Origin of the sequence: Sphingomonas sp. 2SG (genome assembly GCF_005503285.1) — a bacterium.
In the GTDB taxonomy this organism is placed as follows: Bacteria; Pseudomonadota; Alphaproteobacteria; order Sphingomonadales; family Sphingomonadaceae; genus Sphingomonas; species Sphingomonas taxi.
Map to the genome: position 1 here is coordinate 65,650 of NZ_SCMZ01000005.1, position 26,607 is coordinate 92,256.

Here is a 26,607-nt window from a genome sequence, read left to right on the forward strand (position 1 = left end):
GGGGCGCCCGATCACCGTTGGTGCTGAGCCTGTCGAAACAACCGGACGCCGGACGCCCTCAGCGCGCCTCCTCGGGATACGGCCCCTTGCCGCCGTCGGCGATGAAGGCGTCGATCCGCCGGTCGAGCTCGGGCATCGGCACCGATCCCAGCGCGAGCACGGTGTCGTGGAAGGCGCGGATGTCGAAGCGCGGGCCGAGCGCGGCTTCGGCCCGGCGCCGCGCCGCCAGGATCGCCAGCTCGCCGGTATAATAGCTCAGCGCCTGTCCCGGCCAAGCGATGTAGCGGTCGACCTCGGTCTCGATCTCGTGATCGGCGAGCGCGGTGTGGTCGCGCAGATAGCCTTGCGCGCGCTCGCGGCTCCAGCCCATCGCGTGAATACCCGTGTCGACCACCAGCCGCGACGCGCGCCAGGATTGGTAGCTCAGCATGCCGAACAGGTCGTAGGGCGTCTCATACATCCCCATTTCCTCGCCGAGCGCCTCGCAATACAGCGCCCAGCCCTCGCCATAGACCGACAGATAGGTCTCGCGGCGGAAGGCGGGGAGGTCGTGGTTCTCCGCCGCCAGCGGCATCTGGAAGGCGTGGCCCGGCGCGCTCTCGTGCAGCGTCAGCGCCGGCAGCGCATAGAGCGCGCGCGACGGCAGATCGTAGGTGTTGACCAGATACACCCCCGGCCCGCCGCGGCCGCTGGTATAAAAAGGCGCGAGATCGGCGGGCACCGGCTTGATCGCGAAGCGCGCGCGCGGCAGCCGCCCGAAATAGCGCGCCGCCTTGCCGTCGAAGCTCTTGGCGATCCAGGCGGCACGATCGAGCAGGTCCTGCGGCGTCTTTGCGTAGAAACGCGGATCGCGCCGCAGCATCGCCAGGAAGGCGGGCAGGTCGCCCTTGAACCCGACCGTCGCCATCACCTGCTGCATCCGCGCCTGGATGCGCGCGACCTCGGCGACGCCGATCGCATGGACCTGCGCCGGCGTCTGGTCGCGCGTCGTATATTCGGCGACCTTCGATTGGTAATAAGCGCGCCCGTCGGGCAGGTCATAGGCCGCGAGCGAGGTGCGTGCCCCGGGAATATAGTCGTCGCGCAGGAAGGCGAGCAGCCGGCGATACGCGGGCACCACCGCGTCGTGCAACGCCGCCAGCGCCTCGGCGCGCAGCTTCGCCTGCGTCGCGGCGGGCATGGTCGCCGGCATCGTACGGAACGGCGCATAGAAAGGCGAGCTTTCCCCGGCCCCTGCCTCCACCACCTGCGCGACGCCGATGTCGCGACCGGTGAGCGTCACCTTCGGCGGGGTGAAGCCGCGTGCCAGCCCGGCCCGCATATTGGCGATATTCTGGTCGAAATAGCGCGGAACGGCGCGCAGCAGCGTCAGATAGCGGCCATAATCCTCGGCGCGCGAGAAGGGCTCGCGCGCCTGATCGGCGAGATCGCTCCAGAAGCTCGAATCCGAGGTCAGCGGCATCTCGTAATCGCGGAACCGCTGTTCGGCGAGCAAGGCGCGGATCTGCGCGGCATAGACGCCGTAATCGACCCGCGCCGCCGACGACAGCGCGGCGGGACGGATCGCGGCGAGCGCCGTCGCGGTCTGCGTCCAGCGCGCGAGTTTCGCTGCCTGCGCCGCCGGACCGACGTCGGGCAGGCTGCGCGCGCTGTTCTTGTCGTCGTCCTCGCTCGGCGGCATCTGCTGCTTCCGCCAGGCATATTCAGCGGTGTAGAGCGCCCGCAACCGCGCGTCCGCACTGCCGGTGGCGGGCGCCGCCGCGACCGGAGTCGCGAGCAGCGCGAGCGCGGCGATCACCGCGCCCCTCATGCCGCCGCTCCGATCGCCATGATCTCGGCGTGCAGTGCTGCCGGCACCACGACCCCTTCCGACAGGCTGTGCGCGCGCGCCGCATAGCGCCGTGCCGAGGGCAGCCGCGCGCCCTGCGCCTCGATCGCCGCGAACATCGCCTCCGCGCGCGCGAGATGCGCGGCGGTTGCCTCGCCCAGAAAGCCGGCAGGGTCGATCGCGACGATCAGCTCGCCGCCGACCGGCGATCCGCCGCGGCCGTCGTCGAGCGCCAGCGATTCGCGGCTGGTAAGATCGCCGATCAGCGGCCCGGCGAGCAACTCGACCATCGCGGCGAGCGCCGACCCCTTGTGGCCGCCGAAGGTGCGCATCGCCCCATCGAGCACCGCCTTGGCGTCGGTGGTCGGCGCGCCTTCTGCGTCATAGCCCCATTCCTCCGGCACCGGCAGGCCGGCGCGGCGATGCAGCTCGATCTCGCCGCGCGCCACCGCGCTGGTCGCGAAGTCGAAGACGAACGGATCGCCCGCCGGCCGCGGCCAGCCGAACGCGATCGGGTTGGTGCCGAACACTGGCTGCGTGCCGCCCGCGGGCGCGACCCAGGCGTGCGACGGCGTGCAGGCGAGCGCGACCAGCCCCTCGCGCGCCAGCGCCTCCACCTCCGGCCACAAAGCGGCGAAATGGACGACATGGTTGAGCGCCAGCGCGGCCATGCCGTGCTCGCGCGCCGCCGCGACCAGCACCGGCAGACCGCGCGCGAAGGCGAGCTGCGCGAAGCCACCGCCGCCGTCGACGCGGACCAGCGCCTTACCCGGCCGGCTGACCACCGGCACCGCATCGGGCACCACCACGCCCGCCCTGACGCTCGCCGCGGCGACGAGCAGCCGGTAGATGCCGTGGCTGGCGCAGCCGTCGCGCTCGCCGGCGACCATCGTCTCCGCCACCGCCTCGGCATGATCCTCGGCGAGGCCCACCGCGCGCAGCTTGGCGCGGGCAAGCGCGCGCAGCGCGGCGAGCGTCATCGGGACGCCGGCACGATCGGTCATACGGTCTCTCCCGGTTTGGCGGTATAGATGCGCAGGCCGAACACCGGCCCGGCGGTGCTGCCGTCATGCGGCACGACGCGGACGCGCACCGTGCGCTTGCTGCGGGTCAGCGCCTCGGGCAGCGGATAGGCGACGTCGAAGAACCGCCCCGGCGCATCGTTGCCGAGATGCTGCGTCGCGATCCGGACGTTATCGATCAGCAGGTCGAAGTCGCGCGGCCGCTCGCCGCCCCAATAGCGCGCCTGCAACAGCAGCGGCCCCGGCCTGACCGCCATCGTGCATTCGAACCAGCCCCCCGATCGCGCATCGCGGCCGGTGCGCCCGCGATAGGTCACGGGATAGGAGGTGGCGCTGGTCAGGCCATGATCGCGCTCGGGCTGCATCTCGCCGAGGTGCATGACGTCGACCGAGCGCGCCGCCACGTCGCGCAGGCGTGCCTGTTCGGCGGTGTAGGCCGCCTCCTCGCGCGTCCATTCGGCTGCGTCGAAGCGCCGGAAATAGACCGCGCTGCGCCGGCGATACTGACGATAAAAGGGCACGAAGTCGTGGTTTCTCGGCCGCAGCACCCCCTGCGTCCTATAATGCGCGGCGGCGGGATCGCGGGCGACGAAGCCGGCGAGCAGATCGCCGCCGACCAAGGCAGGATCGGCCTGCTCCCACGGCGTCGCCGCCGCGCCGAGATCGGCGGCGAGCACCAGCGGCCCGCGCAGCACCGCGACGGTGCGCGCGTCGCCCGGTGCCGGCTCCAGGCGCAGCGCGAGCGGCAGCGTGATCGCGATCCGGTCGCCCGCGCGCCATGCCCGCGTCACCGTCGCATAGCCGCGCGCCAGCACCGGCGTCACCGGCGTGCCGTTGACCGTGACCTGTGCCGTCCCGCTTGCCCAGCCCGGTACGCGGAGCGCGACCGGGAAACGGCCGCGGCGCAGCCGGGTGAAGGTCAGCGTCGCCTCCGACTCGAACGGATAGCGCGTATCGAGCGTCACTTGCGCGCCGCGCGTCGCCCAATCGGCATCGGCGGGGGTGTAGAGATTGACGTAGAAGGTTCCATCCACGCCTTCCCAGAAGATCGAATCGCCATGTTTGGCATGGCTCTCCATCCCCGACCCCACGCAGCACCAGAAGGCGTCGTCGGCGGTGGTCGAGAAGTCGCGCGTCGCGCCGCTCATCAGCGGCGTCATATAGGTGAAGCCGCCGGTCGCCGGGTCCTGCTGCGCCATGACGTGGTTGAGCTGCGCGCGCTCGTAATAGTCGAACAGCGCGCCGTCCGGCTGCCACGCCCACAGCTGCCGGGTGAGCTTCAGCATATTGTAGGTGTTGCAATGCTCGCAGGTCTGTTCGGTAATGTGCTCGGCGATCGTATCGGGCGCGGTGAAATATTCGCGGTCGGCATTGCCGCCGATGACATAGCTGTGATGCCCGACCACCGCCTCCCAGAAGGTACGCGCGGCGCGGGCCGCGGCGGGATCGCCGCCGCTCACCTCGTGCAGCCGGGCGAGGCCGATCAGCTTGGGCACCTGCGTATTGGCGTGGAGATTGGCGAGCCGATCCTCGCCGCGCGCGAGCGAATCGAGCACCTTGTCGTCGTGGAGCAGCCGCGCCATCCGCAGCCACTCCGCCGTGCCGGTCCGCGCATAGAGCTCGGCATAGCTTTCGTTGAGACCGCCATATTCGCAGCCGAGCACCGTCTGCACCTGCGCCGGGGTCAGTGCGGCGAAGACGCGCGCGATATATCCCGCCAGCCCCTCCGCCACCGCGAGCGCCCGTGCATTGCCCCACGCCTGATGCGCGTCGAGCAGCCCGGCGAGCCATTTGTGGACGGTATAGAGCGGCGACCACGAGCCGTTGAGGTCGAACCCGCCCGACGTGATCTCGCCCCGCGCGATCTCCGGGAAGATCGCCTCGCCATCGACGATCGCGCCGTCCTTGGTCTTGCGCCCGAGCGCACCGACATAGCCGGTGCCGCGCTTCGCCTGCGCCGCGGCGATCTCGTCGACGATATAGTCCGCCCGCCGGCGCAATTCGGCGTCGCCACTCTGCTGCCACGCGAGCACCAGCGCGCTGAGATAATGGCCGAGCGTATGGCCGGCGATCGTGTCGCTCTCCCATCCGCCGTAGATCGCGGCCTTCGGCGGCAATCCGGCGTAGAGGCGGACGTTGTGCAGCAGCCGGTCGGGCTCGAGCCGCAGCAGATAGCGCCGGTTGACCGCCACTGCCGTCGCCTGATCCGACGGCCGTAGCCGCACCACGGTCAGCGGCAGCGGTCGCGCCGGCCCCGCACCGCCGGTCGCCGCCGCCGCGCGCCCGGCAAGCGTCACCGCCGCCGCCCCCACCATCACCTCCCGCCGCGACACCATCGCTTATCCCCCGTTATCGGCGGTATACGATCACGCCATTGCAACGTCTGTCAATCGCCGCGCCGGATATTGTATACGGATGCATTCCTGCCTATCGATCATGCTCCCGTTGCCGGGATGCCGGCGGCGACCGATCGCAAAGGCCCGCATGACGCTCACCCGCCTGCCCGCGCTCGCCGCGCTTCTCCTCGTCGGCGCGGCGCCGGCGATGCCGGTCACGCCGTTCGCGGTGGGCGCGCTGCGCGGGACGTTGCGCGCCGATACGCAGACGCTGGCGCGCCTGTCGCCGACGGGGGAGCCGGGGTTCAGCTTCGTGCCGACCGCGCGCGAGGGAGAGCGGGCGGGGGACGGCTACAATCACGTCGGCGACATCGACATCCGCCTGCGCAGCGGCGGCGGGCCGTGGCGCGACTTCGGCTCGGCGCACCGCCGCTGGCCGATCCGGCCCTTGCCGGCGGCGCGCGGCACGATCGCCGCGGCGGACATCACCGCGACCATGGGCGATGGCATCCCGCTCGCCGTCGAGCGGCGCTGGGTCGCGGCGGGCGGCGCGCTCGGGCTGCGCTTCCGCCTGACCAACCGTTCGAACGCGCCGGTCGAGATCGGCGGCCTCGGCCTGCCGATGGCGTTCGACAACATCATCACCGGCCGCGATCTCGACCAGGCGCACGCGCAGGCGAGCTTCGCCGATCCCTATATCGGCCGCGACGCCGGCTATCTTCAGGTGACGCGGCTCAACGGCAAGGGACCGGCGCTGCTCGTCCTGCCCGGCCGCGATACGCCGTTCGAGGCCTATGCGCCGCTCGCCGATGCCGCGGATGCGCCCGCCGGCAGCGTCTTCACCGAGAAGACGCCGCGCGAGCAGACGTTCGAGGGCTTCTACGACTGGCTGGTCCATTCGCGCGGCTTCGCCGAACGCGAATGGCGCGGCGCCGGCGAACAGTGGAACGTGCCCACCAGCCGCACCATCGCGCCCGGCGCCAGTATCGAGATCGGCCTGCGCCTCGTCACCGCGCCGTCGATCCGCGCGATCGAGCCGACGCTGATCGCGCAGCATCGCCCGGTCGCGATCGGCATTCCCGGCTATGTCGTGCCGACCGATCAGCCCGCGACGCTGTTCGTCCGCGCCCCCGCCGCGATCGCCGCGATCGACAGCAGCCCGGCGGGCGCGCTGTCGGTGCGGCGCGACGGCACCGTCCACGGCTGGACGCGGCTGGCGGTGACCAGCCACGGCTTCGGCCCGGCGCGGCTGACGCTGCGTTATGCCGACGGCCAGCGGCAGACGGTGAGCTATTACGGCACCCGCCCGCTCGATGCGACGATGGCGGCGCTCGGCCGGTTCGCGACGACGCGGCAATGGTATGAGGGCAAGGACGATCCCTTCGGCCGGACGCCGGCGATCCTCACCTACGACCATGAGGCGCAGCGCATCGTCGACGTCGAGCCGCGCGTGTGGATCGCCGGGATGAGCGACGAGGGCGGCGCGGGGAGCTGGGTCGCGGCGATGATGAAGCAGCTCGATCACCCCGAGCCCGGCGAGGTCGCCAAGCTGGAACGGCTGGTCGACGAAACGGTGGTCGGCCGGCTGCAGGTCGCCGACGGGCCGCATGCCGGCGGCGTGCGCAAGAGCCTGTTCTATTACGACCCGGCGCGGTTCCCGACGCTCTACCGCGATCCCGCGCAATGGAAGAGCTGGACCGCGTGGAGCGCCAGACAGGCCGGCGACCTCGGCCGCTCGTACAATTATCCGCATGTCGCGATCGGCCATTGGGTGCTCTACCGCCTGGCGCGCAACCACGACGGGCTGGTGACGCGCCACGACTGGCGCTGGTATCTCGGCTGGGCGCAGCGGACGATCGTCGCGATGATGCGCGATGCGCCGCATTATACGCAATTCGGCCAGATGGAGGGCAACGTCTTCCTCGACATCCTCGCCGATCTGCGCCGCGAGGGGATGACCGCCGAGGCGGACACGGTCGAGGCGCTGATGCGCCGCCGCGCCGATCATTGGGCGGGGCTGCGCTATCCCTTCGGCAGCGAGATGGCGTGGGATTCGACCGGCCAGCCCGAGGTCTACGACTGGCTGCGCCACTTCGGTCATGACCGCCAGGCGGTGCAGACGCGCGAGGTGATCCTGGGCTATGATCCCGCGGTGCCGAGCTGGGGCTATAACGGCAATGCGCGGCGCTATTGGGACTTCCTGTACGGCGGCAAATATCCGCGCATCGAACGCCAGATCCATCATTACGGATCGACCAACAACGCCTTGCCGCTGTTCGATTCGTTCCGACGCGATCCCGCCGACCTGCACCTGTTGCGCGTCGCCTACGGCGGGCTGATGGGCGGTATCACCAATATCGACAGCGACGGCTTCGCCTCCGCCGCCTTTCACGCCTGGCCCGACCGGATGCGCTGGGATCCGTATAGCGGCGATTACGGCATGGGCTATTTCGCGCACGCCTATGCGGTCGCGACCTATCTGGTGGACGATCCGACCTTCGGCTGGCTCGGCTTCGGCGGCGCGGTGACGCGTGAGCGCGGCGACGTGACGATCCGGCCGCGCGACGGCGCGCACACGCGCTTGTTCGTCGCGCCCGCCGGCCAGTGGATCACGCTCGAAGCAGGACGGATCGCCGCGGCGCGCTACACACCCGCGGACGGCACGATCGTCCTGACGCTCGACCCCGCCGACGCGCACACGCCGCGGGCCCGGCTGTCCGTCATCCGCACGACGCCGCGCGGCCGCGACTATGCGCCCGAGACCGGCACCGCGGAGCGCGACGGCGTCACGCTGCCGCTCGGCACCGGCCCGACCGAGGTGACGCTCCGCCCCATCGGCTGACGGCGCGGCTCAGCCGCCGCGCAGCAGCCGCATCACCAGCGCGCGGATGCGACCGCGGCTTTCGGGCTGGCCGTCGAGGATGCCGTGCCTGGCCGGCGGCAGGAAGGCGAGCGGATGGCCTTCGGGGCGGAAGACATAATGGTCGAACCACGCCCGCCAGGCGGCACGCTCCGCCGCCGGCCGCTCGGCGATCGCGATCAGCGCCAGCATCATCGCGGTATAAGGCTGGTCGGGACCGTCGGCGAAGCCGTCCCACCAAAAATTGACCAGCACGTTGACCTCGCCGATCGCCTCGACCTGATGCCACCAGAGCTTGGGCACGTAGAGCGCGTCGCCCGGTTCCAGCTCCACCACCAGCGCGCGGTCGCGGATGCGATCGAAGCGCGGGAACCGTGCGTCGCCCGGCGCGCTGCCGACCGCCAGCCCGACTGGTTGTCCCGCCATCGTATGGTCGATCGGCCCGACATAGAGGTCGGCGATCGCCTCGGGCGGGAACAGGGTGAATCGCCGCCGCCCCGCGGCGACGCAGGCGACATTGTCCATCGTGTCGTAATGGCAGGCGACGGTCGAGGCATGGCCGATCCAGATCCGCGGCCGCGCCGTCGGCGGCACGAACGGCAACCGCACCACCGTCTCGATACCGGGGAAGCAATTTTCAGAGGTCAGCGAGCCCATGTAGAGGCTCGGGCTGTCCGGCTGGCCCGCGGTGTCGAGGACGCGCGCCAGCGCCTCGCGGAACGGCAGAGTGGTGCGCGTGAAGTTGAACCCGGCGAGCGCCTCGTCGTAATGATAACGCGCGCCGATCGCCGGCGGCCCGACAAACATCTCCGCCGACCGCCCGGCGTCGAAGGCTAGCAGCGCCTCGACCACGGTGTCGCGCCCGCCCGCCAGCATCGGCCAGTGCCGCGCCGCGCCGCGCGCGACGACCGGTCTGCCGGCGACCATCACGTCGCGGCGGAACGCTTCGGGATCGGCCAATGCCGCCGGCGGCGCGGCGTCGATCACAGCGCCGTCGTCGCGAGCCGGTCGTTATGGATGCGGCCGAGCGTGCGCAGATGCCGCACCGAACCGGTCTGCGCATAAGCGAGTTGCAGATCGCCGCTGCGGAACAGCGCCAGCGCCGCCGCATCGGGCAGCGCGTGCAGCGCGTCGAGGCTGATCGTATAGAGGCCATCGAGCCGCAGGTGGCGACCGTCGTCGAACTGCATCGACACGTCGATCGGCTCGATCAGGCGGTGGTCGAGGAAGCGGCGGATGATCGCATCGGTGGCGGCGATGCCCTGGTCGAGCGCGTGCAGCGCCTGCTGCACGCGCTTGAGCGTGGGCGCCGCCTCGCCGGTCGGCTCGAACAGCGGCTGCCCCTCGCCGGTCGCGAACACCGCATGCTCGCGATCGATCACCACCTGCCCCTCGGCGATGAAGAAGCCCTGCCGTTCCAGATCGGCAGGCCGGTAATCGGGCAACCGGCCGTCGACCGTCATCAGGTTGCGCCCCGGCTCCAGCCCCATGACGACACCGGCATAGAAAGCCCCCGTTTCGGGATGTTTGGTGAACAGGATCGGATAATGGAGCATCGCCGGGAGGAATTCGTCGGCGACGATCTGCGCGAAATGGCGGGTGCCGTCGGCACTGCGCGACAGGCGCAGCGCGGCATGATCCGCGCCGTTCAACATCTGCCAGTCCGGCATCCACCCCTCCAACTCGTTGCGATTGTTAGTGCTAGAGATCGCACAGCGGACGAGCGATGCAAAGCGTCCGCATCACTCTTACAAATGCTTGCAAAAGCATGTCGATGCGATATTGTGAGCGCTACCGTTCATGTCGTGACGGGGTGCGATACACCCGAATCGGCAGAGAAACCGAGCAGTCGCTCGCACCCCCGCAAGAAGGGGTAGCGCGACGTAAAAAGAGGGGATGTCAGAAATGCCTACGACCATGCGTGCGCGTACCGGAGCCCGCAGCTTCCGCCGAATCCATGTTCTTGCCTGCGCGACCAGCCTGGCGACCTTCGCCTGGGCCGCGCCGGCGCTCGCCCAGGACCAGGGCAACCTCCAGAATAGCACGACCAGCCAGCCCGCCGCGCCGCAGCCCGCCGTGCCGGCGACTGCCAACACGACCAGCGCTGCCGAAGCCGGCCAGCCGCAGGATGCGGCGACTGCGCAGGACGTGTCGCAGGGCAACAGCGCGCAGGGCACGGGTGACGACATCGTCGTCGTCGGCCTGCGCGGCTCGCTCCAGCGCAACCTCGATCTCAAGCGCACCTCGTCGGGCGTCGTCGACGTGATCTCCGCCGAGGATATCGGCAAATTCCCGGATTCGAACGTCGCCGCCTCGCTGCAGCGCCTGCCCGGCGTGTCGATCCAGCGTTCCGGCTCGCGCGGCGAGCCGACCGGCATCACCGTCCGCGGCTTCGGCGGCGATTTCAACACCACGCTGTACGACGGCCGCCGCATCTCGACCGCGACCGGCGGCCGCCAGATCGACTTCAGCACCGTCGGCGTCGACTTCATCGGCCAGCTCAGCGTCCTCAAGACGCCGGACGTGTCGCTGGCGTCGAGCTCGATCGGCGCGACCGTCAACATCGCCTTCCCCAATCCGTTCGACCACCCCGGCTTCCGCGTCGCCGCGACCGGCTCGGGCTCGATTCAGGACCGGTCGGGCAGGATCGTGCCGACCGGCGGCCTGCTCGTCAGCAGCACCAACGCCGACGAGACCTTCGGCGTGCTCGCCGACGTGATCTACACCAAGCGTGATACCGATACCAACCGCGTTTATGTGTCGGGTTGGCCGGGCGGCAATTTCGCCCCCTGCCAGCTCGCGGGCAGCACCGGCACCTGCACGCCGACCAGCAACACCGCTTCGGCCGCCTATGCCAATCCGGCCAACCGCCAGAACCTGCCGGGCTGGTTCCCGCAACAATATGGCGCCGAGCAGCAGCGCGTCGAGGACGAGCGCGTCGATGCGCGCATCGCGCTGCAATATCATCCGTCCGACGACCTGATGCTGACGATCGACAACAATTTCTCGCGTCAGACGATCACCCAGGAGAATTATGCGTTCGGCGTCTGGTTCAACCAGGGCGACCTGCGCAACGTCACGCTCGACAAGAACGGCACCGCGACCGATTTCACCCAGACCGGCACGCCGACCGACTTCACCTCGGCGCTCAACAAGCAGATCCTGCAGACCAACCAGACCGGCCTCAACGTCAAATATGACGCCACGAGCAACCTGACGCTGGAAGGCGACGTCGCTTATGCGAAGAGCTGGCTCAACCCGGGCGACGTGATCGGCAGCCGCAACGGCGACATCGGCTACGGCAATGCGCTCAGCAACAACCTGCGCTTCACCGTCGGCGGCAACAGCAAGGACGCCTTCCCGACGATCAGCAACTACGGGCCGGCGGGCAATGCGGCGGGCTGGGCCGACACGTCGCTGATCGGCAGCCACGTCACCGTCAACCAGACGCAGCACAATACCGACGAGCTGGTCCAGTTCCGCGGCAACGCCACCTGGAAGCAGGACGATCTGACGATCAAGGCCGGTGGCCAATTCTATCAGGACACGTTCGACTTCCGCAACCAGAGCACGTTCACCAACAACTTCTGGCAGGCCTATGCCGGCTATGGCGGGCCGTCGCGCGGCACCTCGGGCATCTCGCCGCTGCCCGCCAGCCTGTACCAGGGCTCGGTCAGCCTCAACAACTTCATTCCGGGCTTCAAGGGCAGCCTGCCGCCGTCGGTGTTCGTGTTCAGCCCGGTCGCCTATCAGAATTATCTGACCAGCCTCGGCAATCCGTCGGCGCAGAACGTCCCCGGCTTCAACTACGGCAACGTCACCGGCTTTACCGGCACGTTCGACGAGGCGGTCGATCCGGGCAGCGTGCTCAAGGTGCGCGAGCGGACGTGGTCGCTGTACTTCAGCGTCAACTTCAAGACCGAGATCGGCAGCCTGCCGTTCACGTTCAACGCCGGCGTGCGCAACGAAGTCACCAACCTCGTCGCCACCGGCCAGGGCCGCCTGCCGACGTCGCTGGTCACCAGCACCGCCGATCCGACGCTGCTCAGCATTCCGACCTACACCCCGGTGCAGGGCGTCACCAACACCAGCTCCTATTCCTACCTGCTGCCGAGCCTCGATGCGAAGCTGGAGCTGACCAACAATCTGATCCTGCGCGTCGATGCGTCGCGCACGCTGACCCGTCCGTCGCTCAGCCTGCTCAACCCGGTGCTCAACGTCGGCAACGGCCAACGGATCGGCGCCCTGTCGGCGAGCGGCGGCAACCCGAACCTGAAGCCCTATCTGGCCGACAATTTCGATCTCGGCATGGAATGGTACTACCGCCGCAACTCCTATCTGGCGGTCAACTTCTTCCTCAAGAACGTCAGCAACTTCATCGTCGGCGGCGTGACGCGTCAGGGGATCAACGGGCTGGTCGATCCGACCACGGGCACCGCGGCGAGCTTCGCCGTGTCGCAGCAGGTCAACGGCCCCGACGCCACCGTGCGCGGCGTCGAGCTGGCGCTGCAGCAGGTGTTCGGCGACACCGGCTTCGGCTTCCAGGCCAACGCCACCTTCGTCAACACCAACCGCCCGTATGACGACAAGAACATCACCCAGACCGGCTTCGCGGTCACCGGCCTTGCCAATTCGGCCAATTTCGTCGGATTCTACGACAAGAACGGCTTCCAGTTCCGTACGGCGCTCAACTGGCGCGACAAATATCTGCTCCAGTTCGGCCAGAACCAGAACACCGGTTCGTTCGGATCGGAGCCGACCTTCGTCAACCAGAGCTTCCAGATCGATCTGACGACGAGCTACGACATCACCAAGAACTTCAGCGTCTTCGGTGAGGCACTCAACGTCAACAACAACCAGCAGAGCACGCACGGCCGCTATTCCAACCAGCTGCTCGACGTGTTCGATTACGGTCGCCGCTACACGGTCGGCGCCCGCTACCGCTTCTGATCCTCTCCCCCTGGCGGAGCGCGACCCTGGTTGCGCTCCGTCATTTTTGCGAACACGCAAAGCCATGCACCAGATCAGGAACATCGTCATCGTCGGCGGCGGCACCGCAGGGTGGCTGACCGCCGGGGTGATCGCCGCACGCCATCAGGGCCAGCGCCCGCACGGCTTCACCGTCACGCTGGTCGAATCGCCCAACGTGCCGATCATCGGCGTCGGCGAGGGCACTTGGCCGACCTTGCGCAGCACGCTCAAGCGCATGGGCGTCTCCGAAACCGAATTCTTTCGCCAGTGCGACGCCTCGTTCAAACAGGGCGCACGCTTCAACCGCTGGACGACCGGCGCGGTCGACGACGGCTATTACCACCCGCTGATGCTGCCGCAGCAATTCGGCAGCGTGAACCTCGCGCCGCACTGGCTGGCGGGCGACGGCGACGGCAGCTTCTGCGACACGGTCACGCCGCAGGGCCGCATCTGCGACGAGGGGCTCGCTCCCAAGACGATGGCGACGCCCGAATATGAGGGGCAGGCGAATTACGCCTATCACCTCGACGCCGGCAAATTCTCGCACTTCCTCCAGCGCCACTGCTGCGAGACGCTCGGCGTCCGCCACGTCCGCGCCGACGTCACCGACGTGCGCAAGGACGAGAGCGGCGACATCGTCGGCCTCGACACCGAACAGGGCATCGCGATCGACGGCGACCTGTTCGTCGACTGCACCGGCTTCGCCGCATTGCTGATCGGCAAGGCGATGGGCGTGCCCTTCCGCAGCTGCGCCGACACCTTGTTCTGCGACACCGCGCTGGCGATCCAGGTGCCCTATGCGCAACCCGACGATCCGATCGCCAGCCACACCCTCTCGACCGCGCAGTCGGCGGGCTGGATCTGGGACATCGGCCTGCCGACGCGACGCGGCGTCGGCCATGTCTTCTCCAGCAGCCATATCGACGTCGACGCCGCCGAACGCGAGCTGCGCGCCTATATCGGTCCGGCCGGCGACGACCTGCCGGTACGCAAGCTCTCGATCCGCGCCGGCCATCGGACGCGTTTCTGGGAGCGCAATTGCATCGCGGTCGGGCTGGCGGCGGGCTTCCTCGAACCGCTCGAAGCCTCGGCGATCGTGCTGATCGAACTGTCGGCGAAGATGATCGCCGAGCAATTGCCGCCGTGCCGCGAGGTGATGGACGTCGTCGCGCGCCGCTTCAACGACACGACCCAGTATCGCTGGGGCCGGATCATCGATTTCCTCAAGCTGCATTACGCGCTGACGCAGCGGACCGACACCGACTTCTGGCGCGACAACGTCCGGCCCGAGACGATCCCCGACCGCCTGCGCGGGCTGATGGAGCTGTGGCAGCATCAATCGCCCTGGCTGCACGACGAATTCGACCGCGCCGAGGAGGTCTTCCCCTCCGCCAGTTACCAATATGTCCTCTACGGCATGGGTGCGCGCAGCGCCGTCTTGCCGGGCACGATCGAGGCGGACGCCGAACTCGCGCGCCGCGCCCGGCGCGAGAATGCGGTACAGACGCAGCGGATGGTCGCCAGCCTGCCGCGTCATCGCGACCTGATCGAACGGATCGTCCGCCACGGTCTGCAACCCATTTGACCCGGAAAGCCCAGCCCATGCGGACGATCGCTCTCGCCTCCTGCGCCCTCGTCGCGCTCGCCTGCGCCAGCCCGGCGGTGGCCGCGCCACGGCTCGACGGCGTCCTGTCCGATCATGCGGTGATCCAGCGCGACCAGCCGATCGACCTCGCCGGCGATGCCGCGGCGGGCGAGACGGTGATGATCACGCTCGCCGGCCACACCGTCACCGCCAAGGCGGGGCGCGACGGCCGGTTTGCGGCGCGCCTGCCGGCGCTGCCCGCCGGCGGCCCCTACGATTTGACCATCGCCGCGGCGAGCGGCGCGGCGGTGCTCCGCGACATCCTCGTCGGCGACGTCTATCTCTGCTCGGGCCAGAGCAACATGGAGCTGGCGGTCACCGACGCGCAGAAGCTGATCCCCGACGCGCACCCGCCGCTCGACGACCAGATGCGGCTGCTGACGATTGCCAAGGTCGCCGCCCCCGCGCCGCTCGCCCGCTTCGATCAGGCACCACGCTGGGTCGCCGCCGACGGCACCACCGCGCAGAGCTTCTCGGCAGCCTGTTTCTATATGGTGCAGGCGCTGCGCCGCACCGCCAAGGTGCCGATCGGCGCGGTGCATTCGAGCTGGGGCGGCTCGCGGATCAGCGCCTGGATGAGCGCGCCGGCGCTGCGCGCGTCCGACATGGGCGACGCCGCCGACCTGCTCGCACTCTACGCCCGCGACCCCGCCGCCGCCAACCGCCGCGCCTCGACGATCTGGGAGGATTGGTGGCGTGCCGGTGCCGGAGACGCGCGCGGCAAGGAGCCGTGGCAGGCCGATGCCGCGCTCGACTGGAAGCCAGTGCCAGCGATGACCGCGTTCGAGACGTGGGGCGTGCCCGAACTCGCCGATTACAACGGCATGATCTGGTATCAGCGCACGATCGAGGTGACCGCCGAACAGGCGCGCGGTCCCGCGACGCTGGTGCTCGGCATGGTCGACGACGCCGATCGCACCTGGGTCAACGGCGTCGGCGTCGGCGGTAGCAGCCTCGCCTCGCAATCGCGCGTCTATGCGCTACCCGCCGGCACGCTGAAGGCGGGGCGCAACGTCATCACCGTCAACGACGACGACGTCTATGCCTATGGCGGCATGCTCGGACCGGCGGAGACGATGCGTATCACCTTCGCCGACGGCAGCAGCCAGCCGCTCGGCAGCGACTGGCGCTATGCCGTCGCCAAGCGGCTTGCCGGCGCCGCGCCGCGCGTGCCGTGGGACGACATCAACGGCGCCGGCACGCTCTACAATGCGATGATCGCGCCGCTCGGCACGATGCGGCTCGCCGGCATCGCCTGGTATCAGGGCGAGTCGGATACCGGCATCCCCGGCTACGACCGCCGCCTCGCCGCGCTGATCGCCGACTGGCGCAGCCGCTTCGCCAGCCCGCAGGCGGCGTTCGGCGTCGTCCAACTCTCCTCCTACGGCACGCCGGCGATTGCGCCGTCGGACAGCGGCTGGGGCCTCGTCCGCGATGCGCAGCGCCGCGTCGCCGCCGCCGATCCGCGCGCGGGGATCGCGGTGGCGATGGACATCGGCGACGTGCTCGACATCCATCCCGGCGAGAAGCACGAGGTCGGCCAGCGGCTCGCGCGCGTCATGCGCGCCACCGTCTATGGCGAGCGTATCGCACCCTCCGGCCCGGCCATCGCCGGTGCGAGCGGCGCGGCGGGCGGCGGCGTGACGTTGCGTTTCGACGGCGTCACCGGCGCGCTCCACGCGCGCGGCTCGGATCGCGCGATCGGCTTCGAACTGTGCGACGCGGCGCCCGGCACCTGCCGCTACGCCAGCGGCAGCGTCGCCGGCACTACCGTCACGCTGCCCGGCGACGGCAAGCCGGTGACGCGGGTCCGCTACGCCTGGGCGGACTCGCCCGCGATCAACCTTGCCGACGACGCACAGCTGCCGGTCGGTACGTTCGAAGTGCCGGTGGCACGATAAGCGACACGCAACGCCGCAAGGGGAGATGACGATGGCGATCACGATGCGGGCCGCAGGGCTGGCCACGGCGGGCCTCGCGCTCGCGCTCACCCCGGTGCTCGCGCGCGAACCCGCCGCACCGCAGCGGCAGACGGAGACCGATCCGGCGCTCCGCATGGCGTCGGCGCTGGTCGCGCGAATGACGATCGCGGAGAAACTGCCGCAACTGCTCAACGTCGCACCGGCGATCCCGCGGCTGAACGTCCCGGCCTACAATTGGTGGACGGAATCGCTGCACGGCGCGCTCGGCGCACGCAACACCACCAACTTCCCCGAGCCGATCGGCCTTGCCGCCACCTTCGATGCCCCGCTCGTCCATGACGTCGCCGGTGCGATCGGCACCGAAGTGCGCGCGCTGCACACGCTCGCCCGCCAGACCGGGCGCGTCGGCCATATCGGCACCGGCCTCGACACCTGGTCGCCCAACATCAACATCTTCCGCGATCCGCGCTGGGGCCGCGGGCAGGAAACCTACGGCGAGGACCCGTTCCTCACCGCGACGATGGGCGTCGCCTTCGTCCGCGGCATGCAGGGGCCCAACCCCGACCGGCCGCAGGTGATCGCCACGCCGAAGCATTTCGCCGTCCACAGCGGTCCCGAAGGCACCCGCCACGAAGCGAACGTGTTCGTCTCGGCGCACGATCTGGAAGACACCTATCTCCCCGCCTTCCGTGCCGCGATCGTCGAGGGGCGCGCGGGATCGGTGATGTGCGCCTACAATCGCATCGACGGCCAGCCCGCCTGCGCCAGCGACCTGCTGCTCAGGGAGCATTTGCGCGGCGCCTGGGGCTTCACCGGCTATGTCGTTTCCGACTGCGACGCGGTGAAGGACATCGCCGACAATCACAAATACGCCCCCGACGGCGCCACCGCGGTCGCCGCGGCGATGCGCGCCGGCGTCGACAGCGAGTGCAACAATGCGACGCTCGGCGACACCGCCGGACTGGAGGATCGCTATCGCGAGGCGCTGCGCCGCAATCTGATCACCGAAGGCGACATCGACCGCACGCTCGTCCGCCTGTTCGCCGCGCGCTATCGCAACGGCGACCTGCCCGGTCTCGCCGGCGCCCCCGCCGCGGTGCCGGTCAGCGCGATCGCCGCGCCGGCGCATCGCGCGCTGGCGCTCGCTGCGGCGGAACGCTCGATGGTGCTGCTCAAGAACGATGGCGCGCTGCCGTTGCGCGCCGGAACGAAGGTGGCGGTGATCGGCCCGCTCGGGGACGCGACGCGCGTGCTGCGCGGCAATTACTCCTCGGGCCTGTCGGGGCCGCCGGTCTCGGTGCTCGACGGCCTGCGCGCCACGCTGGGGGCGAGCCAGGTGACGCTAGTGCCGTTCGGTGAATCGATGACCGACGGCGACCGCATCCCGACCACCGTGTTGCAGACGCCCGACGGCAAGCCCGGCCTGCTCGCGCGCTATTACAACCCGGCGACGCCGCTGCCTGCCTTCTATGCGCCCGGCACGCGCGAAAAGACTGTCGCCGCGGTCACATACCAGAGCGAGCCGGTGGCGACGCGGATCGAACCCGATGTCGGCGACCGCAACCTCGATCTCGCCCGCGTCGCCGACGTGCACCGCACGGTCTGGACCGGCTTCCTCGTCCCCGCCGAGACCGGCAGCTATCGCGTCGGCCTGTCGGGTGCGGGCGGCACGCTGGAACTGGACGGGCGGATCGTCTCCGACCGGCGCAAGGCGCGCTGGAACGACCTTGCCGGCATGACCACGGTCAAGCTCGTCGCCGGCCGCCGCTATGCGATCAAGGCCGAGGGCAGCGGCATCGATCTCGTCTGGAAGCGCATCTCCGATGCCCCCGCCGCCGCGCTGAAGCGCGCCGCCGCCGATGCCGACGTGCTGGTCGCGGTCGTCGGCCTCACCTCCGACCTCGAGGCGGAGGAGACCGGCGTCACCGTCCCCGGCTTCGCCGGCGGCGACAAGACGACGCTCGACCTCCCCGCCGACCAGCTGGCGATGCTCGATCAGGCGCGCGCCACCGGCAAGCCGATCGTCCTCGTCGCGATGAACGGCAGCCCGATCAACCTCGCCTGGGCCAAGGCCAATGCCGCCGCGGTGCTCGAAGCCTGGTATCCCGGCGAGACCGGTGGCCTCGCCGCCGCCAACATCCTCACCGGCCGCACCAATCCGTCGGGCCGCCTGCCGCTGACCTTCTACCGCAGCGTCGCCGACCTGCCGCCGTTCGGCGATTATGCGATGACGGGGCGCACCTATCGCTATTTCACCGGCACGCCGGTCTATCCGTTCGGCCACGGCCTCAGTTATACCCGCTTCGCCTACGGCCCGCTCACCGTCACGCCGGCGCGCGGCGAGGCAGAGGCGGGGCTGCGCGTCACCACGCGGCTGACCAATACGGGGGACCGGCCGGGCGAGGACGTGGCGCAGCTCTATCTGACCTTCCCGGACCGTCCCGGCATGCCGCGCCTCGCGCTGCGCGGCTTTCAGCGCGTCGCGCTGCGCCCCGGCGAGGCGCGCACCGTCACCTTCGACCTGTCGCCGCGCGACCTCAGTTCGGTCGCGCCCGACGGTGCGCGGTCGGTCGCCGCGGGCCGCTATCGCGTCACCGTCGGCGGCGGCCAGCCCGGCACCGCCCCCGGCAGCACCGCCACCTTCACCACGCGCCAGTCGCAGGAGTTGCCCAAATGATCGCCCGTCCGATTATTCTCGCCGGCCTGTCGCTGCTCGCGCTCGCCACCGGCGCGCAGGCGGCCGACGGCGATCCGCTCGCCGCCACCGGCCGCTGGAGCGCCAACGCCAGCGGCCATGCGCCGACCCCGCCGATGGGCTGGAATTCGTGGAACGCGTTCAACAGCGACGTCGACGAGGAAAAGGTGCTCGCCTCCGCGCAGGCGCTGCGCGACACCAGGCTTGCCCACCTCGGCTATCGCTACGTCAACATCGACGACGGCTGGTGGCTCAAGCGGCGCCAGCCCGACGGGCGGATGCTGATCCGCACCGATCATTTCCCCTCCGCCGCGACCGGCGCCGATCCCAGCTTCCGCCCGTTCACCGACAAATTGCACGCGATGGGGTTCAAGGCGGGCATCTATTCCGACATCGGCCGCAACAGCTGCGGCCAGATCTACACGCCCGACTTCAAGAACCAGCCCGAGGGGACGGTCGCCGAGCGCGAGGTCGGCCTGTACGGCCATGTCGACCAGGACATGAAGCTCTACTTCCGCGACTGGAATTTCGACTTCATCAAGGTCGACGCCTGCGGCATCCGCGGCCTGCCCGCCGACGCGCCGCGCGTCCGTTCGGGCCTGTACCGCGCGCTGCCGCCGCTGGTCGACATGCAGTCGCTCGGCGGCTCCGACGTCGCCGGGGTGCGCCGTCTCTACGAACAGGTCGGCACCGCGATCCGCACCTATGCCGGCGACCGGGACTATGTCTTCTCGCTCTGCCTGTGGGGCGCGGGCGACGTGCGCGCCTGGGGCAAGGACGTCGGCAACAGCTCGCGCACCAGCGACGACATCCAGCCGGTGTGGTCGCGCATGCTGACCAATTTCGACACGGTAACGCATCGGGCGCTTTACGCGCATCCCGGATCGTGGAACGACCCCGACATGCTGTACGTCGGCACCGGCGATTTCGACAATGCCCACACCGTCGAGGCGCGGTCGCACTTCGCCTTGTGGGCGATGGTCAACGCCCCGCTGTTCATCGGCTACGACCTGCGCAAGCTCACCCCCGAACAGCTCGCGATCTTTGGCAACGCCGATCTCGTCGCTCTCAATCAGGACCCGGCGGGCAACCAAGCGGTGCTCGCCTATGATTCCGACGAGGTGCAGATCTTCGCCAAGACGCTCGCCGACGGCAGCAAGGGCGTCGCGATCTTCAACCGGACCGCGCTGCCCGCCAAGGCGGTGCTGACCGCCGCGCATCTCAAGCTGCTGCCGACCGCCGACGTGCGGCTGCGCGATTTGTGGAGCAAGCAGGACAGTCGCTTTCGTGGCGAGCTGGCGCTGACGCTGGCGCCGCACGAGACGCGCGTGTTCCGCGCCAGCGGCACGCGCCGGCTGGCGAACGGCCTCTACCTCTCCGAACAGACCGGCCGGGTGAATCCCGCCGCCGACGGCGTGGTGACGCCGCAGCCCGATCCCACCATCCACCATTCGATCACGCCGTGGACCGGCACGCGCGGCCCGGGCGATCACCCGCAATATGGCGGCTGGGGCGGCGCCGAGGCCGATCGCGCGCCATATGGCAAGCTGATGCGCGTCGCCGGCAAGGACTTCGACACCGGCATCGGCGTGCTCGGCAATTCCCGCCTCGAAGTGCGCAACCAGGGGTTCAAGCGCTTCGCCGCGCAGGTCGGCGTCAACGATTCCGGCGAGCGTCAGGCCGGCACGATCACCTTCGAAGTGTGGGGGGATGGCCGGCTGCTCGCCAAGTCGCCGCCGATGGCGTTCGGCACGCCGCCGGCGCCGTTGCAGGCGAACGTCGGCGGCGTCGCGATCGTCGAGCTCGTCGCGCGGGCCGGCGACGGACGGGTGCAGCCGGCGGCCTGGGGCGATGCTGCATTGACCCGGTGATGTGGGCCGCCCCCGACCCCGGCCGCCCACGACCATGGTCGCTTATTGACTTATCCCTTTGATCCGGGCCTTGTCTGAACAGTGGCGACCAACGACGACAGCAGCATCACCGCCTTGCCGGCCCCGGCATCGAGCACCCGCAAGCCGGGGCGACGACTGCGCGGCGCGGTCGCCAACAAGCTCGGCATCGCCATCCTGTCGGGCGAATATCGCCCCGGCGACGTGCTGACCGGCGAGGTCGCCGCCGCCGAGGCGCTCGACGTCTCGCGCGGCGCCTATCGCGAGGCGGTGCAGGTGCTCGCCGCCAAGGGACTGGTCGAGAGCCGGCCGAAAACCGGTACGCACGTGCTGCCGCGCGAACGCTGGAACCTGCTCGACCCCGACGTGCTCGCCTGGGCCTTCGCCGGCGAGCCCGACCCGCGGCTGATCCGCAGCCTGTTCGAGCTGCGGCTGGTGATCGAGCCCGCCGCCGCCGCACTCGCCGCCGAGCGCCGCACCCGTGCCGATCTGACGCGGATGGGCGAGGCGCTGAAGGGCATGCGCCGCCACACGCTCGCCACCGCGGAGGGCCGCGCCGCCGACCGCGATTTCCACGACGCGCTGCTGCACGCGACGGGCAACGATGCGATGGTCGTGCTCGGCGCGTCGATCGGCGCCGCGGTCGCCTGGACGACGCAGTTCAAGCAGCGCACCCGCGCATTGCCGCGCGATCCGATCCCCGACCACGCCCGCGTCTACGACGCGATCGCCGCGCGCGACGCCGCCGCCGCCACCGCCGCGATGCAAGTGCTCGTCGACCTCGCACTGAGCGACACGCGCAGCGCGATGCCCGCCGAAACGCCGGTCTGAACGCGCCTCACGCGCCTGATACGCCGGTCTATCCACCCCGTCGGTGCCGAGCCTGTCGAAGCACCGTAAGACCCACCTGCCCTTCGACAGGCTCAGGGCGAACGGTAGGGGGGAATCGCCTTCGTTGTTGGCCAGTTGTAGGTGCTGGTCGCTCTAGCGCTCCCGTGAGCGCAACGGCCCCCAACGTATACCCAAATCCGTTGGTGCTGAGCCTGTCGAAGCACCGTGAGACTCACCTGCCCCTCGACAGGGTCAGGGCACGCGATCGGGATCTCCTCCACGCTTGAGGCACGAGCGTTACGGCCGCACCGTCCCCGCCGGCGCCAGCGGCGACAGCGTGAAGCGATCGACGTCGATCCACCCCGCGCTCGCTTTGTCGGCATAGCAGAACAGCGCGAACTGCTCGCCCTGGAAGGTCCCCGTACGCCACGCGAAGGCGAGCGGCGCGTCACCGCCGAGCGGCGTCCAGCGCCGCCCGTCGAGACTATAGGCGAACCGGCTGCGGTCGGTGGTGAAGTCCATGTCGGTGCGCAGCCACAGCGCATCGCCGCGCGGCAGCGGCGCCGTCGCCAGCGTCGTGGTGATCGCGCCACCCACCTTGTCCTCCGTCACCTCCGCCGTGACCGCCGCCGTGCCGTCCACCCCGCGGGTCACAGTCATATTGGCGCTATACTGACCGAGCGTGCCGAAACCGCAGCGGTCGCCGGGCGCCAGATGACCGATGTCGAGCTTCACCTCGCCGCGGCTCGCCGGTCCCTGCCCCTTCTGGGTCAGCGTGTTGCGCGCCGACCAGAAGCGCGTCGCCACCGTCGGGCGCAGCCGCAGCCAGCCCGGCCGCTGCGTCAGCGACCAGCGCGCGGGATCGGGATTGTGGTTCCACTGCCATTGCAGCCCGAGCCGCGCGGCGGCGAAATCGTCGGAGGTCGCCGGCTCGGCAAAGCGCGCGCCGGGGATCGGCTTGGCGGCGCGGCGCGGCACGCGGCCGGGTGCGGCGGGCGTGCCCCAGACCGGCCAGTCGTTCTGCCAGAACACCGGGCTCATATTGGTCATCCGCCCGATCGCACCGCTGTCTTCCATCACGAAACCAAACCAGCGGCCATCGGGCAGGTCGACCAGCGCGCCCTGATGGCCGCCGCTCTTGTCGTCGATCTGGTCGCGCGTCTCCCATGGCCCGAACAGGCTGCGCGATCGCGACACGCTCAGCGCCAGCCGTGGCGGCAGCGCGTTGAACAGATAATAATAATCGCCGCGGCGGATGATCTTCGATCCTTCCGCGCCCTTGATGTAATGGATGCGCCTGGCGTCGGTGACATGGGCGAGCTGCGCATCCAGCGTCAGCAGCGTGATCGTGCCGTCGGCGGTGCTCGCGGTGGCGAGATAGGCGCGGCCGTCCGGCTCGATGAACAGGCCGGGATCGAACGCCTCGCGCTCCAGCTCGTGATAGCGCCATGGCCCGCGCACGTCCTTCGCGTACCAGATGCGCGTCTTCTGCCCGACCGGCGTGTTGGCGAGATAATAGGTGCCGGCGTGATAGCGCAGGCTGGAGGCGTACAGCCCCTTGCGATAGGCGTTGCCGCCCTCGAGGTCGTATTGCGGCAACCCCTCCAGCCGGTCGACGAGATGCGAGACGATCGTCCAGTTGATCAGATCGCGGCTGTGCAGGATCGTGATCCCGGGCACGTTGGCGAAGGTGGTGCTCGCCATATAATAATCGCGGCCGACGCGGATGACGTCGGGATCGGGATAATCGGCGTAGAGCACGGGGTTACGGAACGTGCCGTCTCCTTGATCCGACCGCCATACCTGCGCCGACGCGGTCGTGGCCAGCAGCGCCGCCGCCGCGAATCCCCAGCCGCGCCTCATCGGCCGAACACCAGAGCGCGCGAGAAGAAGGGGAGCATCCTGTCCTGCACCCGGCCGGCGACGCCGCTGGTATGGTCGCCCGGATAGATTTCGAAGCTGTTGGCGATGCCATAGCGGTCGAGCCCGGTATGAAGCTTCGCGGCGTCGTCCTTCAGCCCGTCGCGGTCACCGACGTCGATGCCGATCGCCGCATAGCGCCGGAGATTGCCGGCATATTGGTCGAGCATCGCGAGCGGCGCATTCGCCGACCAGCGCGCCAGCACGTCGGACTGCGGCACGCCGTCCTTGATCGGCAGGTCGAGGAACAGCGGCGGCGCCTTGGGATTGGGCGACCAGGCCGCCGCGGTGGCGAGCTGCGCGCGCAGGCCCCAGGACAATTTGGCGCTGTCGGCGGGGGAGCGCAGGCTACGCAACGCCGCCTCGTTGGCGGCATCGGGCGTGCCGAGCGCGCGGGTCGACAGGCAGCACGGGCTCATCATGTACAGCGCGCCGAACGTCTCGGGATGTTTCATCCCGATCCGCGCGGTGCCGTAGCCGCCCATCGAGTGGCCCGCGAGCCCGCGGCTGCGCCGGTCGGCGATCGTGCGATAGTGGCCATCTACATAGGCAACGAGGTCCCTCGCGATGAACGTCTCGAAATCGCCGACCGTCACCGAGCTCGAATAGAAGGAGCCGTTGTGCACCGTCTTGCTGTCGGGCAGCACGACGATCATTTCGCGCGTGCCCTTGGCGAAGGCGCCCTCCACCGTCTGCGGCACGTGGATCTCGCCGATCCATTGTTCGGCACCGATCGAATAGCCGTGGAGGGCATAGACCACCGGATAGCGCCGCGTCGGGCTGCTGCGATAACTCGGCGGCAATACGACCAGCACCGCGCGATCGGGGCTTTCGCCTTCCAGATTGCCCTCGATGCTCGGGGCATGGACGGTGATCCGCTCGATCGTAACCGGCTTGGCGCCCGCCACCGGCGCGGGCGCGGGCGTCGTCACCTGCGCCGATGCGCCGCCGACGCTGAGCGCCAGTGCGATGGCAAGCGCGCCGACACGGAAGGAAGTCATCGCGGTCAATCCTCTGCTGAAAACGAAGATCATAGTTCGACGAGCACCACGCCCTGCCGCGGCACGGTCAGCGTCAGCCGGCCGCCGGTCAGGCGCAGCGCTTCCGGCGTCAGTCGCGCGGCGCGCTTCAGCGTCGCGACCTGCGCGGGCGTCGGTCGCGCCGGCGAACCCATCGCCTGCCATGCGCCGAACGCGTTGGCGTGCTGCGCATCGACGCGCCACATCCGCCCCGCCGCCGCCGGCGCGACATGCGCCACGTCGAGCGTCACGCGGGCGTCGGGGCCGGCCACGTCGTCGTCGTGATAATGCCACAGCAGCAGCGCGACGCGCCCCGGCGCGGTCCGCGTCGCGAGCACGCCGACATCCGGCGCGCCGCGCACCCCGTCGCGCAGCATCGTGGCGAGCGGCACCTGCCCGTCGCTCTGCGCCGCGATCCGCTCCGTCCCCAGTTTCGCGAACAGCCGGAAGACGTTGAGCACCGCGAGATCGACGCCGTTGGTGGCGAGCTGGCGATAGCCGGCGAACCACGGCTGGCCGACGAACGTATAGGACCAGGCGAGCGCGCCCTCCAGCCGCGTGCCGCGCCGCTGCGCCAGTTCCCACAGCCGCGCGTAGCTCGCCGCGGTGTAGCTCGCGTAGAGCGGGCCGTTGCGATACGCGTTGGCCGGCCCCGGACAGGCGGCGCAGCCCTCCGGATCGTTCTCGCCGATCACCACCGGCTTGCCGGCGAGCTGCGGCACCGCGGCGAAGGCGGCGAACGCCTCGTCGGCGGTGCGCAACTGGTTGGCGATCCCCATGCGGACATGGCCGTCGACTACCGCCGGCTGGCCCTTGGCGTGGAAGGACAGGAAGTCGGTCGGCGTACCCGTTCCGCCCGTCGCATGGTTGGTGCCGGTGGTGACGTGGCGCAGGAAGCCCTGCATGAAGGTGCCGCCCGCACCGGCGAGATCGGGACCGCCGACCCGCGCGGTCGGCAGCGCGCGACGGATCGCATCGACGGTGACGTCGTGCAGCCGGTAGAAGGCTTCCGGACTGGCGCTCCAGTAGAAGCTCAGATTGGGCTCGTTCCACGTCTGGAAATACCAGCGCTCCACCTCGGCGCGACCGTAGCGCGCGACATTGTGGAGCGTCCATCGATAGACGAGGTCGGCCCAGCGCTTCTCGTCGCGCGGCGGATAGGTCCAGCCGGCGGTGCCCTTGGCATCGACACCGGGCGCCCAGGGCAGGCGATAGGGCGTGCCCGGCGGGGCGGCGCTCAGCGCCTCGGGCATGAAGCCGATCTCGAGATAGGGATGGATGCCGGCGGCGCGATAGCTGTCGATGATGCCGTCGACGATCCGCCAGTCGTACACCGGCTGGCCGTCGCGCTCGGTATAGACGTTGGTGCTGCCCCATTTGAAGTCGGCGGTGCCGTCGCCGCTGGTCAGCAGGTTGTGCGCGCGGAAATAGATCTCGCTCGGCCGCAGCCGCCCGAGCTCGACGAGCAGCCGCCTGCCCTCCGCCGTCGTCGCATAATTGGGCTCGTCGGCGCCGAAGAACCGCCAGATCGGCGGCAGCGGCGCGGTGACGCGCGCCGCATCGACGCTGACGTGCACCGCACGCGGCGACGGCGCTGCCGCGGTCAGCAGCGCGAGCACCGCTGCCGCAGCCGCCGACCGGCACCAGGAGGAGGGACCGCCGCGCACCG

Annotated in this window: 15 protein-coding genes; 7 read left to right on the forward strand and 8 right to left on the reverse strand. The window is 69.8% G+C overall.

Annotated features, from left to right (window positions below):
• Positions 1-58 precede the first annotated feature (58 nt).
• The 3 genes from FFS23_RS03880 to FFS23_RS03890 are packed head-to-tail and all read right to left on the reverse strand — an operon-like array spanning position 59 to position 5,186.
• A complete protein-coding gene (locus FFS23_RS03880; protein WP_137897523.1) occupies positions 59-1,810 on the reverse strand; it encodes a DUF885 domain-containing protein in 1,752 nt (583 codons plus the stop codon).
• Positions 1,807-2,832: an Ldh family oxidoreductase gene (locus FFS23_RS03885; protein WP_137897524.1), complete on the reverse strand. Its 1,026-nt coding sequence runs from the start codon at positions 2,830-2,832 to the stop codon at positions 1,807-1,809. The genes FFS23_RS03880 and FFS23_RS03885 overlap by 4 nt, the downstream gene beginning before the upstream one ends.
• On the reverse strand, positions 2,829-5,186 hold the full coding sequence (locus FFS23_RS03890; RefSeq protein ID WP_137897525.1) for a glycoside hydrolase family 127 protein: 2,358 nt from the start codon (positions 5,184-5,186) through the stop codon (positions 2,829-2,831). Before FFS23_RS03890 ends, FFS23_RS03885 begins: the two co-directional genes overlap by 4 nt.
• A gap of 148 nt (positions 5,187-5,334) precedes the next feature.
• Here FFS23_RS03890 and FFS23_RS03895 point away from each other — a divergent pair, with 148 nt between their 5' ends.
• Positions 5,335-8,028: a DUF5695 domain-containing protein gene (locus FFS23_RS03895; RefSeq protein WP_137897526.1), complete on the forward strand. Its 2,694-nt coding sequence runs from the start codon at positions 5,335-5,337 to the stop codon at positions 8,026-8,028.
• Between the two features lie 9 nt (positions 8,029-8,037).
• Here the strand turns inward: FFS23_RS03895 and FFS23_RS03900 are convergent, their stop codons facing one another.
• Together FFS23_RS03900 and FFS23_RS03905 are read right to left on the reverse strand one after the other, a co-directional pair.
• Positions 8,038-9,033 (reverse strand): cupin-like domain-containing protein, encoded by a 996-nt coding sequence (locus tag FFS23_RS03900; protein ID WP_249340508.1) that lies wholly within the window; start codon positions 9,031-9,033, stop codon positions 8,038-8,040.
• Positions 9,030-9,716 (reverse strand): SapC family protein, encoded by a 687-nt coding sequence (locus FFS23_RS03905; protein ID WP_137897527.1) that lies wholly within the window; start codon positions 9,714-9,716, stop codon positions 9,030-9,032. The genes FFS23_RS03900 and FFS23_RS03905 overlap by 4 nt, the downstream gene beginning before the upstream one ends.
• 247 nt (positions 9,717-9,963) lie before the next feature.
• On the opposite strand from FFS23_RS03905, the gene FFS23_RS03910 reads away from it, so the two are divergent.
• From FFS23_RS03910 to FFS23_RS03935, 6 genes are all read left to right on the forward strand, one after another.
• A complete protein-coding gene (locus FFS23_RS03910) occupies positions 9,964-12,996 on the forward strand; it encodes a TonB-dependent receptor (RefSeq protein WP_137897559.1) in 3,033 nt (1,010 codons plus the stop codon).
• 64 nt (positions 12,997-13,060) lie between these two features.
• The gene (locus FFS23_RS03915) at positions 13,061-14,602 is read left to right on the forward strand and encodes a tryptophan halogenase family protein (protein WP_137897528.1); all 1,542 of its coding nucleotides are present in this window, start codon (positions 13,061-13,063) and stop codon (positions 14,600-14,602) included.
• 17 nt (positions 14,603-14,619) lie between these two features.
• Entirely contained in the window at positions 14,620-16,563 is a 1,944-nt protein-coding gene (locus FFS23_RS03920) for a sialate O-acetylesterase (RefSeq protein WP_137897529.1), read from the forward strand.
• 31 nt (positions 16,564-16,594) lie between these two features.
• Positions 16,595-19,261: a glycoside hydrolase family 3 C-terminal domain-containing protein gene (locus FFS23_RS03925; protein ID WP_137897530.1), complete on the forward strand. Its 2,667-nt coding sequence runs from the start codon at positions 16,595-16,597 to the stop codon at positions 19,259-19,261.
• Positions 19,258-21,150 (forward strand): NPCBM/NEW2 domain-containing protein, encoded by a 1,893-nt coding sequence (locus tag FFS23_RS03930; RefSeq protein ID WP_137897531.1) that lies wholly within the window; start codon positions 19,258-19,260, stop codon positions 21,148-21,150. Before FFS23_RS03925 ends, FFS23_RS03930 begins: the two co-directional genes overlap by 4 nt.
• A gap of 81 nt (positions 21,151-21,231) precedes the next feature.
• The gene (locus tag FFS23_RS03935) at positions 21,232-21,999 is read left to right on the forward strand and encodes a FadR/GntR family transcriptional regulator (RefSeq protein WP_137897532.1); all 768 of its coding nucleotides are present in this window, start codon (positions 21,232-21,234) and stop codon (positions 21,997-21,999) included.
• Positions 22,000-22,296: 297 nt separating this feature from the next.
• On the opposite strand, the gene FFS23_RS03940 is transcribed toward FFS23_RS03935, so the two are convergent.
• Genes FFS23_RS03940 through FFS23_RS03950 form a run of 3 tightly spaced genes read right to left on the reverse strand, consistent with a single transcriptional unit; the run spans position 22,297 to position 26,605 of the window.
• Positions 22,297-23,862 carry a glycoside hydrolase family 43 protein gene (locus FFS23_RS03940; RefSeq protein WP_137897533.1) on the reverse strand — a complete coding sequence of 522 codons (1,566 nt, stop codon included), beginning with the start codon at positions 23,860-23,862 and terminating at the stop codon, positions 22,297-22,299.
• Positions 23,859-24,920 carry an alpha/beta hydrolase gene (locus tag FFS23_RS03945; protein WP_212742904.1) on the reverse strand — a complete coding sequence of 354 codons (1,062 nt, stop codon included), beginning with the start codon at positions 24,918-24,920 and terminating at the stop codon, positions 23,859-23,861. The genes FFS23_RS03940 and FFS23_RS03945 overlap by 4 nt, the downstream gene beginning before the upstream one ends.
• 29 nt (positions 24,921-24,949) lie before the next feature.
• Positions 24,950-26,605 carry a GH39 family glycosyl hydrolase gene (locus FFS23_RS03950; protein WP_249340509.1) on the reverse strand — a complete coding sequence of 552 codons (1,656 nt, stop codon included), beginning with the start codon at positions 26,603-26,605 and terminating at the stop codon, positions 24,950-24,952.
• Positions 26,606-26,607: the final 2 nt, after the last annotated feature.